Below are 14,575 nucleotides of genomic sequence, written 5' to 3'. Positions count from 1 at the left end.
GAGGACTCACCGTCGTACCGCATCTGGGGAGAACACGCATGGCACCCGGCCTTCCTACCGCCATGGACCGACCGCACTTCATCGGGATCGGTGGGGCCGGGATGTCGGGGATCGCGAAGATCCTCGCGCAGCGCGGGGCGAAGGTGGCCGGCAGTGACGCCAAGGAGTCCGCGACCGCGGAGGCGCTGCGCGCGCTCGGGGCGACCGTGCACATCGGGCACGCGGCCGAGCACCTGGCGTCCGACGCCACCTGTGTCGTCGTGTCGTCGGCGATCCGGGCCGACAACCCCGAGCTGGCCCGGGCGGCCGAGCTCGGCATCCCGGTCGTGCACCGGTCCGACGCCCTCGCCTCGCTGATGGACGGCCTGCGGCCGATCGCGGTCGCGGGCACGCACGGCAAGACGACCACGACCTCGATGCTGGCGGTCTCCCTGTCCGAGCTGGGCCTGAAGCCGTCGTACGCGATCGGCGGCGACCTGGACGCCCCCGGCTCCAACGCCCTGCACGGCGAGGGCGAGATCTTCGTCGCCGAGGCGGACGAATCGGACCGCAGCTTCCACAAGTACGCCCCCGAGGTCGCGATCGTCCTCAACGTCGAGCTCGACCACCACGCCAACTACGCGTCGATGGACGAGATCTACGAGTCCTTCGAGACGTTCGTGGACCGCATCGCCGAGGGCGGCACCCTGGTCGTCAACGCGGACCACGAGGGCGCCCGGGAACTGACCCGGCGAGTCACGGCGAGCGGCGTGCGCGTGGTGACGTACGGCGACGCCGAGGACGCCGACGTGCGGGTGCTCTCGGTCGTCGCGCAGGGCCTCAGGAGCGAGGTCACCGTGGAGCTGGACGGTTCGCCGCTCACCTTCACCGTGTCCGTGCCCGGCCGCCACTACGCGCACAACGCGGTGGCCGCCCTGGCCGCGGGCATGGCGCTCGGGGTCCCCGCCGCCGAGCTGGCGCCCGCCCTGGCCGCGTACACCGGCGTCAAGCGGCGCCTCCAGCTCAAGGGTGAGGCGGCCGGGGTGCAGGTCATCGACTCCTACGCCCACCACCCCACCGAGATGACGGCGGACCTGGAGGCCATGCGCGCGGCCGCCGGTGACGCCCGCATCCTGGTCGTCTTCCAGCCCCATCTGTTCTCGCGGACGCAGGAGCTCGGCAAGGAAATGGGCGAGGCCCTCGCGCTCGCGGACGGCTCCCTGGTCCTGGACATCTACCCGGCCCGCGAGGACCCGATCCCCGGGGTGACGAGCGAGCTGATCATCGGGGCGGCGCGGGCCGCGGGCGCGGACGTGACGCCGGTCCACGACAAGGCGGACGTGCCGGAGCAGGTCGCGGGAATGGCGAAGGCCGGTGATCTCGTTCTCACCATGGGCGCGGGCGATGTCACCGACCTCGGCCCGCTGATCCTGGACCGTCTCGCGAACCAAAGGGGCTGAGAGTCATGTCGTACGACGTCGACAAGCCGGACGAGCAGTGGCGTGCGGAGCTGACCCCGGCCGAGTACGCCGTACTCCGCCAGGCCGGCACGGAACCCGCCTTCGCCGGTGAGTACACCGACACCAAGACCACCGGTGTGTACTCCTGCCGTGCCTGCGGTGCCGAACTCTTCACCTCCACCACGAAGTTCGAGTCCCACTGCGGCTGGCCGTCCTTCTACGACCCGAAGGACACCGACGCCGTCGAACTGATCCAGGACCGCTCGCACGGGATGGTGCGGACGGAGGTGCGCTGCGCCCGCTGCGGCTCGCACCTCGGGCACGTGTTCGAGGGTGAGGGGTATCCGACGCCCACCGACCAGCGGTACTGCATCAACAGCATCTCGTTGCGGCTGACGCCGGACGAGGGCTGAGGCCGAGCGGTCGCGGCCCGGGCGTTTCCGGTCGCCGCGGCCGGTCCGTGGGTACGGCCGCTCTCCCGTGCCGGTGGCGGTGTGGCTCGCTCCGGCCGGATGACCGACTCTTGATCCTCCCGACCGGCGCGCCGCGCCCCGGTGGGCGCGGGGGCCGGGTGTGCCGAGTTCCGGTGGCTGGTTCCGCCAACTCCGCTCGCCCGGCACCCATTTGCGATGCGATGTCGGGCGTGCGGGCGGGATACGGTGCGGAATCGGTGATCCAGAAGGAGGCCCGATGCGCGTCGGAGCAGTGGCCGAGGTCCGGCCCGTGGCGGAGTTACTGGTCGAGAACTCCTCGCGGTACGGCGGGAAGCTCGCGTTCGCCGACGACCGGCGGGCGGTGAACTGGGCCGAACTGGAGCTCCGGACGCGGCGGTTGGCGGGCGCGCTCGGGGTGGGGCGTGGGGCCAGGGTGGCGTTCTGTCTCGACAACAGCGTGGAGCTGGTCGAGGGGTTGCTCGCCACGGCCCGGGCCGCCGCGGTCGGGGTGCCGTTGAGTCCGCGGGGCACCCATGCCGAGCTCGCGGCGCTGCTCGCCGACTGCGATCCGGACGTACTGGTCGTCGACCGGCGGCAGTTGGCGCGGATCGCCAGCGTGGTCGGGGAGCGGTCACCGCGACTGGTGGTGACCGGGGACGGCCCGGTGCCGGAGGGAGTCGTGCACTTCGACGACCTCGTGGCGGACGGCCGTGCACCCGAACCCCCCGACGATCTCGGTCTGGACGAGCCCGCCTGGCTGCTGTACACCTCCGGCACCTCGGGCACCCCCAGGGCCGCCGTCGCCAGTCAGCGCTCCGCGCTCTGGTCCCCGGTCGCCTGCTATGTGCCCCGGCTGGGGCTCTCGGCGCACGACCGGCTGCTGTGGCCGTTGCCGCTCGCACACACCTACGCCCACTCGCTCTGTGTACTCGGTACGACCGTGGCGGGAGGCAGCGCGCGGATCACCGCGGAGCGGGAACCGGCCGCACTGGTACGGCTGATCGAGGAGTTCGCGCCGACCGTGTTGGGCGGAGTGCCGCTCACCTACCAGCAGTTGCTCGACGCCGGACTCGGCGAGGTGCCCTCGCTGCGGGTGTGCGTCACCGCCGGGGCGCCGAGCGAGCCGGAACTGCGGGAGCGGGTCGAGGGGCGGTTCGGGGCACCGCTCCTCGACGGATACGGCAGCACCGAGACCTGCGGCAAGATCGCGATGGAGTCCTTGGCGGGGCCGCGGGTGCGGGGCAGCAGCGGGGCCGTGCTGCCCGGCATGGAGGTGCGGCTCGTCGATCCCGGGACCGGGGCGGAGGTCGTGGGCGGCGAGGGGGAGATCTGGGTGCGCGGGCCCGGCCTCATGCTCGGCCTCCACGACGGGACGGCGGCGGACGGTGACGGCTGGTACCGCACCGGTGACCTGGGGCGGCTGGGCGAGCACGGACACCTGACCGTCACCGGACGCGCGAACGACCGGATCGTCCGGGGCGGGGAGAACGTCGATCCCGTCGAGGTCGAGCAGGTGCTGCGCGGGCTGCCCGGGGTACTGGACGCGGCCGTGGTGGCGCGACCGCATCCGCTGCTCGGCGAGGTCCCGGTCGCCTTCGTCGTACCGGCGCGACGGGGCCTCGACACGGGCGAGCTGCTGCGGGCCTGCGCCGAGGTGCTCTCCGCGCACAAGGTGCCCGAGGACGTCCTGTTCACCCCGGCCGTCCCACGCACCGCGGCCGGCAAGCCACGACGGGCGGTCCTCCGCGAGGGCCTCGCCGCCCGCCCGTCCGAGGAGACCCTCGCGGGCTTGGCCGACCGGACCCCGGCGGAGCGACGCGCGGTACTGACCGAGCTGGTGTGCGCGGAGACGGCCACCGTCGGTGGGGCGGGGAGGCCCGGGGGGCCGGAGAACCCCGGTGAGCCGTTCCCGCCCGGCGCCCCGCCGGTCCCCGGTCGTTCTGTGACTACCCCGCCGGTCCCCGGTCGAGCCGCGAGCGCCCCGCCGGTCCCCGGCCGTTCCGCGAGCGCCTCGCCGGTCCCCGGCCGTTCCGCGAGCGCCTCGCCGGTCCCCGGTCGAGCCGCGAGCGCCTCGCCGGTCCCCGGCCGTTCCGCGAGCGCCCCGCCGGTCCCCGGCCGTTCCGTGAGCGCCCCGTCGGCCGTCCGTGGTGAGGCGCCCGGCACCGACGCCGCGGCGATCGATCCGCACACCGCCTTCGCCGACCTCGGTCTCACCTCCATGGGGGCGATGACCCTGTGGCACCGGCTCGGCCTCCGTACCGGACTGCGGCTGCCCGCCACCCTGGTCTGGGACCACCCGACCCCCGCCGCCGTCGCCGCACACCTGGACGAGCGCCTGCACGGCGGTGCCCGTGAGACGGCACACCCGCGCCGCGGCCCCGCCGCCGAGCCGATCGCGATCGTGGCCGTCGGCTGCCGTTACCCGGGTGGGGTGCGCTCGCCCGAGGACCTCTGGCGGCTGGTGTCCGAGGGGGCGGACGCCACCGGCGAGTTCCCGGCCGACCGGGGCTGGGACGTCGACGCCCTGTACCACCCCGACCCCGACCGGCTCGGGACGACGTACACCCGACGCGGCGGCTTCCTCACCGACGCGGCCGACTTCGACCCGCTGTTCTTCGGCATCTCGCCGCGCGAGGCCACGGCCACCGACCCGCAGCACCGGCTGCTGCTCGAAGTCGCCTGGGAGACCCTGGAGCGCGCGGGCATCCCCGCGCCCTCCCTGCGCGGCAGCGCCACCGGCGTCTACGTCGGTCTGATGCACGGCGGATACGGCGGCGGGGCCTCGGCGCACGCGCTGGAGTCGCACATCGGCGTCGGGTCGGCCGGCAGCGTGGCCTCCGGGCGGATCTCCTACGTGCTGGGCCTGCGCGGTCCCGCCCTGACCGTCGACACGGCCTGTTCGTCCTCCCTCGTCGCCATGGACCTGGCCGCGGCCGCCCTGCGCGCGGGTGAGTGCACCCTCGCGCTGGCCGGCGGGGTGACCGTGCTGGCCAGTCCGAAGCCGTTCGTGGTGTTCAGCCGGCAGCGCGGCCTGTCGGCGGACGGCCGCTGCCGGTCCTTCGCGGACGGCGCCGACGGCACCGCGTGGGCCGAGGGCGTCGGCCTGGTGCTCCTGGAGAAGCTGTCGGACGCCCGGCGCAACGGACACCCGGTGCTGGCCGTTCTGCGCGGCTCGGCCGTCAACCAGGACGGTGCCTCCAACGGCCTGACCGCCCCCAACGGCGAGGCCCAACGGGAGCTGATCCGGCTGGCGTTGGCCGATGCCGGGCTGAACACGGACGACGTCGACGTCGTCGAGGGCCACGGCACCGGCACCGCGCTCGGCGACCCGATCGAGGCGGGCGCCCTGCTGGCCACATACGGCCAGGACCGCGAGCCCGCGGACCCGGTGTGGCTCGGCTCGGTCAAGTCGAACTTCGGGCACACCCAGGCCGCGGCCGGGGTGGCCGGCGTCATCAAGATGATCGAGGCGATGCGCCACGGCGAACTGCCCAGGTCGCTGTACGCGGAGCAGCCGTCGCCGCACGTCGACTGGTCGGACGGGGCGGTACGGCTGCTGGACCGGGCCCGGCCCTGGCCGGAACGCGACCGGCCGCGCCGGGCGGCGGTCTCGTCGTTCGGGATCGGCGGGACCAACGCGCACGTGATCATCGAGGAGCCGGCGGGCGCCGAGGAGGAGCCCCGGAACGTTAGCTCGGGCCCGCGTACCGTCACCTCCTGGCTCGTCGGCGGCAGCGACGAGGCCGGACTCCGCGCCCACGCCCGGGAGTTGGCCACAGCGCTGGCCGACGTCGACGGGGAGACGGCGGCCCTGGATGTCGCGTACTCGCTCGCGACCACCCGCGCCCCCCTTCAGCGCCGAGCGGCCGTCCTGGCCACCGGGACCGACGGACTGCTCGCCGGGCTGAGGGAGTTGGCCGAAGGCACCGACAGCCCCGCACTGCGCAAGGACACCGCACGCGGCACCTCCAAGGTGGCGCTGCTCTGCGCGGGCCAGGGCTCCCAGCGGACGGGCATGGGCCGCGAACTGTCGACCTCCTTCCCCGTGTTCGCCAACGCCTTCGACGAACTGTGCGCCGCCTTCACCCCGTTGCTCGACCGCCCCCTCAGGGAGGTGATCGACGACCCCGACAGCGACCTCCTGCACCGCACCGACTACACCCAAGCCGCCCTGTTCGCCTATGAGGTCGCCCTCCACACGCTCCTCGCTCACTGCGGTGTACGGCCGGACTTCCTGGTCGGCCATTCGATCGGCGAACTGGCCGCCGCACACATCGCGGGTGTGTTCTCGCGGGCCGACGCGGTACGGCTGGTGGCCGCGCGTGGCCGTCTGATGGCCGAACTGCCAGCAGGGGGCGCCATGTTCGCCGTACGGGCCCCGCTGGCGGACGTGCTGAAGCGGCTCGACGAGGTGCCCGGTGCCCGGATCGCCGTCGCGGCGGTCAACGGACCCGAGTCCGTGGTGCTGTCCGGCGACGAGGAGACGGTGTCGACCCTGGCTGCCCGACTCGGTCGGTCCGCGACCCGGTTGAGGGTCAGCCACGCCTTCCACTCACCGCTGCTCGACCCCATGCTGGACGCGTTCCGGGAGGTCGCCGAGTCGGTCACCTACCACCGGCCGTCCGTACCGGTGGTGTCGACGCTGACCGGCCGCCCGGAGCCGGACGCGATCCGGACCGCCGAGTACTGGGTACGGCAGGCGCGTGAGACCGTGCGGTTCGCCGACGCGGTGCAGTGGCTGGCGCGGAGGGGTGTGACGGCCTACGTGGCGACCGGTCCTTCCGCGGCCTTGATCACGGCGGCCGAGGAGTGCGTCGAGCCGGGCTCCGGAGCCCTGTTCACGTCCGGTGCCGAGACGGCCGTGGCCCTGGCGGAGCTGCACGTCCACGGGGTGCCGGTGGACTGGCGGTCCGTGTACGCCAAAACCGGCGCCCGGCGGCGGCCGCTGCCGACGTACCCCTTCCAGCGGCAGCGCTACTGGCTCGACGTCCGTGACCACGGCGACGGCGACGACCGGAAGCTGGTCGGTGAGGCGCAGCCGGACGCCGACGGGCCCGGCACCCGGTACAGCGGCGTGCTGTCCACCGCGCGGCAGCCCTGGCTCGCGGACCATGTCATCGGCGACCGGGTGCTGGTGCCCGCGACGGTCTTCGCCGAGCTGGCCCTCCGGGCGGCGGGGACACCGCCGGAGCAGGGGCCGCCACGGTTGTCCGAGCTGACCTTCCACGAGCCGCTGGTGCTGCCCGCGTCGGACCAGGTGCGGATCCAGGTGGTCGCGGACGCCCCGGACCGGGAGGGCAACCGCCCGGTCACCGTGTGGGCGCGAACGGGTGAGACGTGGACCCGCCATGCCGGTGCGTCGGTCGCCCCGGTCGGTACGCCTCCCGCAGCGGCTCAGGACACGCCGTGGCCCCCTGTCGGCGCCGAGGAGCTCGCCGTCGACTATCAGCGGCTCGCCGCGTACGGGCACCACTACGGGCCCGCCTTCCGTGTGGTCACCAGGCTCTGGCGGCGCGGTGCCGAGACGTTCGCCGAGGTGGCGCTGCGGCCTCAGGAGGCGGCGGGCGTGGGCTCGTACACCCTGCACCCCGCGCTGTTCGACGCAGCCCTGCACGCCGCGCTGCTGGCCGACGGGCCGGGCGAGGCGCGGGTCCCGCTCGCCTGCACCGGCGTGACCGTGCACGCGACCGGCGCCACCGCCGCGAGGGTACGTCTGGAGCGGCTCGGGGCCGACGAGGTACGGGTGACGCTGACCGGCGTGGACGGGCGGCCGCTGGCCACCGTCGAATCCCTGGTCACGCGGGTGATGAAGGTCCGGCCCACCGAGCTGTACGAGGTGGCCTGGCGGCCCGCCACGGAAGCCGGCGACGCCGATGTCGAGCACGAACTGCTCGATACGGCAGACCTTTCGGCCCAGCCGCCCGAGGACATGCCGGGCCGGGCCCGGGATCTCGTCACGGCCGCCCTGGCCCGGGTGCGCGACTGGGTCGCCGACACCCGTCCGGGCCGACTGCTGGTGCTCACCCATCAGGCCACCGGCGACGACCCGGACCCGGCGCAGGCCGCGCTGGCCGGCTTCCTGCGCAGCGCGCAGTCCGAGCACCCCGGCCGTATCGTGCAGCTCGACCTCCGCGGCGGCACCGCCACTGCGACGGCACTGGAGGCGGCCCTGCGCACCGGCGAGCCCCAACTCGCCCTGCACGACGGCACCGTCCTGGTGCCCAGGCTGGTCACCACCGGCCCCGCGCCTGCCGCCCCACCCGCCCTCGACCCCGACGGCACCGTGCTGATCACCGGCGGCACCGGAGCGCTCGGCGCGAGCCTCGCCCGGTATCTCGTGACCGAACACCGGGTCCGGCACCTGCTGTTGGCGAGCCGTGGCGGCCGCACTCCGGACTGGGCCGCCGAACTCCCCGCGGACGTGCGGGTGGTGGCGTGTGACGTGAGCGACCGCGCGGCCGTCGACGCGCTGGTCGCGTCCTGCAGGCCGCCCCTGACCGGCGTGTTCCATCTCGCCGGGGTGGTGGCCGACGGTGTGGTGCACGGGATGACGCCCGAGCGGGTGGCCGAAGTGCTGGCGCCCAAGGCGGACGCCGCCTGGCATCTGCACGAGGCGACCGCGGACCTGGCACTGTCCGCGTTCGTGCTGTACTCCTCGGCCGCCGGAGTGCTGGGCAGGCCGGGACAGTCCAACTACGCGGCCGCCAACGGCTTCCTCGACGCGCTCGCCGGGCACCGGGCCGCCCGCGGGCTGCCCGCCCGGTCCCTCGCCTGGGGCCCGTGGACCACCGCGCACGACGACGGCATGGCGGGCCGGGTCGCGCCCGACCTGCTGGCCGAGGGCGGGGTGCCCGCGATCACCGAGCGGGAGGGCGTCGAACTGCTGGACTCCGCGCTGCGAACGGCGGCACCGGTGCTGGTGCCCGTGCCGTTCGCCCGCGCCACGCAGAGCGGCTCGCCCCTGCCGTTGCTCGCGGACCTACGCCCGTCGCGACCGGCCCCGGTCGCCGTGTCACCGGCGGCCGACCAGGCTCCCGGCGCCTGGCGCAAGAAGCTCGCCGCGACTCCCCAGGGCCACCGCGAGGAAGTGCTGGCCGGTCTGCTCCGCGCCGAACTGGCCGCGGTGCTCGGCTTCCCGGACGCGGACGCGTTCCCCGCCGACCGGGAGTTCGGACAGCTCGGCTTCGACTCACTGACGGCCCTTCAGTTCCGCAACCGGCTCAGCGCGTTCACCCGGGTGCGGCTTGCGCCCACGGTCGTCCTCGAACATCCGACGCTGGAAGGGCTCTCGGCGCACATCCTCGGTGCGTTGGGGAAGGCGGGCGCGCTGCCGGAGCCGGGGGAGCCGGGGGAGCCGGGGGAGCCGGAGGAGCCCGCGGAGTCGAAGGACACTCCGGCGACGGACACGGCGGCTCAAGTGCCGTCCTCCGCCTACCGGTTCAGCGCCCTCTACCACCGGGTCCTGCGCGAGCGGGGCCCGCTGGAGGCGATGACCCTGCGGTACGTCGCCTCGTACGCCCTGCCGTCCTTCACCGCGGCCGACCGTGCCCGGCATGCCGTCGGGCCCGTCCGGCTCGCCCGGGGCGGCACCAGCGAGGGCCGAGGTGCCGCGGCGCTCGCCTACCTCCCCGACTACCTCGCGCCCTTCCAGCGGGTCCCGACCGGGCTGGCCGCACACTTCGACGGGGAACGGGACCTGTACCTGCTGGAACACCCCGGACTCGGCGCCCGCAGGGCCGTTCCGGACTCGATGGAGACGCTGAGGCGGGCGCACGCCGACGCGGTGCGCGAGATCGCCCGGGGCGGTCCCGTCGTCCTGGTCGGCTACTGCGCCGGCGGTGTGATCGCCCACGAGGTGGCCCGCCACCTGGCGAGCGCCGGAGAGCCGCCGGCCGGTGTGGTGCTGGTCGACTCGCACGCGGGCGTCCTCCAGCGCGGAGACGCACGCGCACTCGCCCTGATGGCCGCGGGCGCCACCCTGCCGGAGGACGTGGTCGAGGAGTTCGACGACTCGTTGCTGATCGCGGGCGGTGGCTATGCGCGCGTTCTCGAGGGATGGCGCCCCGAGCCGGTCCCCGGGTCCCCGCCCGTGCCGACGCTGCTGCTGCGCGGCCGCCCGACCGCCGAGATGCGGCGGGCCGACCCCGACGGCGACTGGCTGCCGCACTGGCCGCTGCCGCACGACACCGCCGACGTCCCCGGTGACCACTACTCCGTCGTCCACCGGGACGCCGACGCGACGGCCGAGGCGATCCGCGCCTGGCTGACCGAATGACCCCGAGAACGACGGCTGATCCCTGACACGACTGACGCCGACCGAGAACAGGAGTTCCCGATGGACCCCGAGTACGACCTGATAGTCGTCGGTGGCGGCCCGGCCGGATCGACCGCCGCGGCCGCCGTCGCGATGCGCGGACACCGGGTGCTCCTGCTGGAGCGGGAGACCTTCCCGAGGTACCAGATCGGTGAGTCGCTGCTGCCCGCGACCGTGCACGGCCTGTGCGGCATCCTCGGTGTCGCCGACGAGGTCGCCGCGGCCGGGTTCACCCTCAAGCGCGGCGGCACACTGCGCTGGGGGCGTGATCCGAAGCCGTGGCAGTTCTCCTTCGCCATGACGCCCCGGCTGCCCGAGCCCACGGCGACGGCCTTCCAGGTGGAGCGGTCCCGGTTCGACGAGATCCTGCTGCGCAACGCCGTCCGCGTCGGCGCCGAGGTGCGCGAGGGCAGCCCGGTGCGCCGGATCGTCGCCGACGGAGAGCGGGTGCGCGGGGTCGAGTACACCGACAAGGACGGCAACTCCCGTACGGCGTACGGCCGTCACGTCATCGACGCGTCCGGCAACACCAGCCGGGTCCACTCCGGGGTGGGCGGGAGGCGCGTGTACTCCGACTTCTTCCGCAACCTCGCCGTGTTCGGTTACTTCGCGGGCGGACGCCGGCTGCCCGAACCGAACCGGGGCAACATCTTCTGCGCCGCCTTCGACGCGGGGTGGCTCTGGTACATCCCGCTGCGCGACGACCTGACCAGCGTCGGCGCCGTGATCTCGCCCGAGCACAACCCGGCCGTCCAGCGGGATCCGCGCGCCGCCTGGCAGGACATGATCGGGGCCTGCCCGGAGGTGGCCGAGCTGCTGGACGGCGTGCCGGCCGCGACCGAGCCGCCGTACGACCGGGTGCGGGTGCGCAAGGACTGGTCGTACTGGAGGACGTCCTTCTGGACGCCCGGCATGGCGCTCGTCGGCGACGCCGCCTGCTTCGTGGACCCGGTGCTGTCCTCCGGGGTCCATCTGGCCACCTACGGCGCCCTGCTGGCGGCCCGCGCGGTCAACTCCGCGCTCGACGGCAGTGTGCCCGAGGAGCGCGGCTTCGCCGAGTTCGAGGACCGCTACCGGCGCGAGTACGGGGTGTTCTACGAGTTCCTGATCGCCTTCTACGACATGGAACGCAACGACGAGTCGTACTTCTGGTCCGCGAAGAAGGTCACGAAGGTCGACGGCACCGAGGCGGCGGCCTTCGCCGAGCTGGCGGGCGGACTGGTCTCGGGTGACACGGCGGTGCTGGGAGCCGAGCGGTTCGGGGACCGGTGGAGTGCGGCCGCGGCCGAACTGGACGGCGCGGTGGGCCGGTTGGCGTCCTCGGGCGACCGGACGAACCCGCTGCTGTCCACGCGGGTCGTCGGCGAGACCTTCCGGACCGGCAACGACCTCCAGGAGCAGGCCCTGTACGGCGGCCCCCTGGACGACACCGTGCCCACCCCGTCGGGCCACCTCCTCGCCTCCGCCGACGGGCTGGGCTGGGAGAGCGCGGGATGAATGACCGAACCATTGGTATGTTGACTTTCGGCTGAGCGAGCCAGAGGATTCCGGGGGTGACCCACTCCGAGCACCCGTCTGCCCGCACCGCCCTCCCCGTCGACCTCGACGAGGCCGCCCACCGCTGTCTCGTCGCCGGGTTCGAAGGCACCACGGCCGTCCCCGACACCCTGAAGCGGCTCATCGACCGCGGCCTCGGCGGGGTCATCCTGTTCACCCGCAACGTGCGCGACGCGGAACAGGTGCGCCGGCTCACCGACACCCTGCGGGCCCTGCGCCCCGACCTGCTGGTCGCCATCGACAACGAGGGCGGCGGCATCGGACACCTGGTCGCCGCCGGCGCCCCGGAGGTCCCCGGCTCCTACGCCCTCGGCGTCGTCGACGACCTGGACCTCACCGCCCGCTGCGCCGACGCCCTAGCCGGACACCTGGCCACCCTCGGCATCACCGCCTCCTACGCCCCCGTCGCCGACGTGCAGCGGCAGGCCGGCAACCCGATCGTGCGCACCCGTGCCTTCGGCGAGGAGACCACGCTGGTGTCCCGGCACCTCGGCGCCTGGATAGCGGCCACCGAGGCCCGGGGCATCGCGTCCTGCGCCAAGCACTTCCCCGGGCACGGCGGCACCCTCACCGACAGCCACCACGAACTCGCCGTCGACCCGCGGCCGTACGACGAACTCGACCTCGAACCCTTCCGGGCCGCGATCGCCGCGGGCGTGCCGATGCTGATGAGCGCGCACGTCGTCTTCCCGGCACTGGACGCCAACCGTCCGGCCACGCTCAGCCGGCGCGTCCTCGGGGATCTGCTGCGGCACGAGCTCGACTTCGACGGGGTGCTGGTCAGCGACGCGCTGGAGATGAAGGCGATCTCCGACCTGTACGGGGAGGCGGCGGGCGCGCGGATCGCTCTCGCGGCCGGGGCGGACCAGGTCATCGTCGCCGTGGCGGATCTGGGGGTCACCCTGGAGTGCCGGGACGCGCTTCTGGAGGCGTTGCGGGACGGGGTGCTGGGCGAGGAGCGGGTGGCGGAGGCCGCCCGGCGGGTTCAACGGCTGGTCGAGCGGTACGCGACCCCGGCGAGCGAGATCGCCGTATGGGACGAGGGGGCGGGGCTGGAGGCGGCTCGGCGGGCGGTGTGCTCGCAGGCGCTCCCCGTACCCGTGGCCGGCGCGCACGTCGTCGACCTGTTCCCGGCTCCGCATCCCGCGTTGAACTGGGGTGGGGAGGATCTGCTGACCCAGCTGCTCGCGCTTGATCCGACGGCCACGGGGACGGCGGTGGCGGGGGAACCGGTTGATCCTTCCGCGCTCGTGGACGTGGTACTGGCCGAGGCCGGGAGCGCGCCGTTGGTCGTGGCCACGTGTGACGCGGGCCTGTACCCGTGGCAGGCCCGCGTGCGGGACGAGCTGCTGGTCCGGAGGCCGGGGGCGGTGCGGGTCGCCACCGGGCTGCCGGAGGACGGGGCGTTGTGTTCCTACGGCCGCGGGAAGGTCAATCTGCGGGCCGTTGCCGAAGTGCTCAACGCCGCGCGTTAGCCGGGGGCCGGTGGGGGCCGGTGGGGGTCGGTGGGGGCTGGTCGTGCTCACGCGGCGGAGCCGCACATCGAGACAGCCCCGCGCCCCTAGAAGCCCTGACCCATGACCTCCTTGATCCCGCGGGCCGCGAGATACTCGGCGTCCTGCGCCCGTTCCGCCAGTACCACCGCCGGACGCACCCCCTGCAGGCGCAGGCGCATCCACTCCTCGAAGTACGCCCCGCCCGGCCCCGACACCGACCGCGTGGACGGCGTGCAGTCCAGGACCAGGGCCGTGGCGCGCGGCTCCACCGAAGGCGGCCCCGCCCGCAGTTCGGCGATCGTCGTCGACAGCGCCCGCGCGATCGGCTTGGGCCTGCCGTCCGAGTCGAACAACCCCAGCGTGTACTCCAGTTCCGGGAAGTCCGCCAGTGACCGGTCCACGTCGTGGGAGCACCACCAGGTCACGCCCCACAGGTCCTCGCACCCCGACGCGTTGAGGATCGTCTCGCGGGCGAAGTGCGGGGCGTCGGCGGCCGGGATGTGGGGTTCGGGGGCGCCCGTCTCCTGGACCCAGACCGGGCGGGACGGGTCCTCGGCGTAGGCCTTGGCGAGTTCCGTACCGTACTCGGCGAGGTGCAGGACCTGAGGGGAGCGGGGGCCGTACAGGCTCGCGCAGCCGCCGGAGAAGACCCAGGGGTGGACGGTGGTGACGTCGCCCTTGCGGGCCGAGGCCTCCGGGGTGAAGGGGTGGTCGTCGCCGTACCAGGCCGCGTCGTACGCGGAGTGCGTGACCAGGCCGCCGTCGGTGCCGAGGCCTTCCCGGGCGGCCGCCAGCAGCGAGTCCAGGTAGTGGTCGACCTCCGCCACCGTCACCGGGTTGTGCTCGACGAGGTTGTTGAGCTCGTTGCCCAGCTGGAGGCCGATGAGGTTGGGACGGCCGGCGAGGGCGTGGCCGAGGGTGCGGAGCAGACTCGCCTGGGCGTCGATCGCGTCCGGGTCGGTGAAGACATTGCGGTGGTGCCAGCTGCGGGTCCACTCCGGGTAGAAGTCGAAGCTCGACAGATGGCCCTGCACGCCGTCCACCAGCACGTCTAGGCCGGCCTCGGCGGCCAGGTCGACCAGCTGCGCCAGCTGGTCCACGGCGGCGGTGCGGATCAGTGTGCGGTTGGGCTGCAGGAGCGGCCAGAGGTGGAAGACCCGGACGTGGTCGAGGCCGAGCCCGGCTATCTGGGCCAGATCCTCGCGGGTGCGGTCCGGATCGAAGTCGTGCCAGGCGTGGAACCAGCCGTGGCGGGGCGTGTAGTTGACGCCGAAGCGGAGCGTGGGAATGGGATCCTCCTCGGGTTCGGGCCCGGTCCGGCTTCTAGTTCTGCGC

Annotated in this window: 6 protein-coding genes; 5 read left to right on the top strand and 1 reads right to left on the bottom strand. The window is 73.9% G+C overall.

Annotated elements, in window-relative coordinates; translation table 11 throughout:
- Positions 1-38 precede the first annotated feature (38 nt).
- The 5 genes from murC to ABZT93_RS17060 all read left to right on the top strand — a co-directional run bounded on the left by murC (position 39) and on the right by ABZT93_RS17060 (position 13,219).
- Positions 39-1,439, top strand: a complete 1,401-nt coding sequence (gene murC / locus ABZT93_RS17080; protein ID WP_356104985.1) for a UDP-N-acetylmuramate--L-alanine ligase — start codon at positions 39-41, stop codon at positions 1,437-1,439.
- Between the two features lie 5 nt (positions 1,440-1,444).
- Complete coding sequence (gene msrB, locus ABZT93_RS17075) at positions 1,445-1,852, top strand: peptide-methionine (R)-S-oxide reductase MsrB (protein ID WP_356104982.1); 408 nt, start codon at positions 1,445-1,447, stop codon at positions 1,850-1,852.
- A gap of 277 nt (positions 1,853-2,129) precedes the next feature.
- Positions 2,130-10,148 carry an SDR family NAD(P)-dependent oxidoreductase gene (locus ABZT93_RS17070; RefSeq protein ID WP_356104979.1) on the top strand — a complete coding sequence of 2,673 codons (8,019 nt, stop codon included), beginning with the start codon at positions 2,130-2,132 and terminating at the stop codon, positions 10,146-10,148.
- Positions 10,149-10,208: 60 nt separating this feature from the next.
- A complete protein-coding gene (locus tag ABZT93_RS17065; protein ID WP_356104976.1) occupies positions 10,209-11,684 on the top strand; it encodes a tryptophan 7-halogenase in 1,476 nt (491 codons plus the stop codon).
- A gap of 56 nt (positions 11,685-11,740) precedes the next feature.
- The gene (locus ABZT93_RS17060) at positions 11,741-13,219 is read left to right on the top strand and encodes a glycoside hydrolase family 3 N-terminal domain-containing protein (protein ID WP_356104974.1); all 1,479 of its coding nucleotides are present in this window, start codon (positions 11,741-11,743) and stop codon (positions 13,217-13,219) included.
- Between the two features lie 86 nt (positions 13,220-13,305).
- Here the strand turns inward: ABZT93_RS17060 and ABZT93_RS17055 are convergent, their stop codons facing one another.
- Complete coding sequence (locus tag ABZT93_RS17055) at positions 13,306-14,529, bottom strand: glycosyl hydrolase (RefSeq protein ID WP_356105351.1); 1,224 nt, start codon at positions 14,527-14,529, stop codon at positions 13,306-13,308.
- Positions 14,530-14,575: the final 46 nt, after the last annotated feature.

Source organism: Streptomyces sp. NPDC005303, assembly GCF_040607335.1.
Lineage (GTDB): Bacteria > Actinomycetota > Actinomycetes > Streptomycetales > Streptomycetaceae > Streptomyces.
Note: the sequence above shows the minus strand (reverse complement) of the source record. Positions and strands in the feature narration are given on the sequence as shown.

Bases quoted from the DNA above. Each gene is read 5' to 3' on its own strand.
- murC (WP_356104985.1), top strand. From the start codon at position 39: ATGGCACCCGGCCTTCCTACCGCCATGGACCGACCGCACTTCATCGGG.
- ABZT93_RS17070 (WP_356104979.1), top strand. From the start codon at position 2,130: ATGCGCGTCGGAGCAGTGGCCGAGGTCCGGCCCGTGGCGGAGTTACTG.
- ABZT93_RS17065 (WP_356104976.1), top strand. From the start codon at position 10,209: ATGGACCCCGAGTACGACCTGATAGTCGTCGGTGGCGGCCCGGCCGGA.
- msrB (WP_356104982.1), top strand. From the start codon at position 1,445: ATGTCGTACGACGTCGACAAGCCGGACGAGCAGTGGCGTGCGGAGCTG.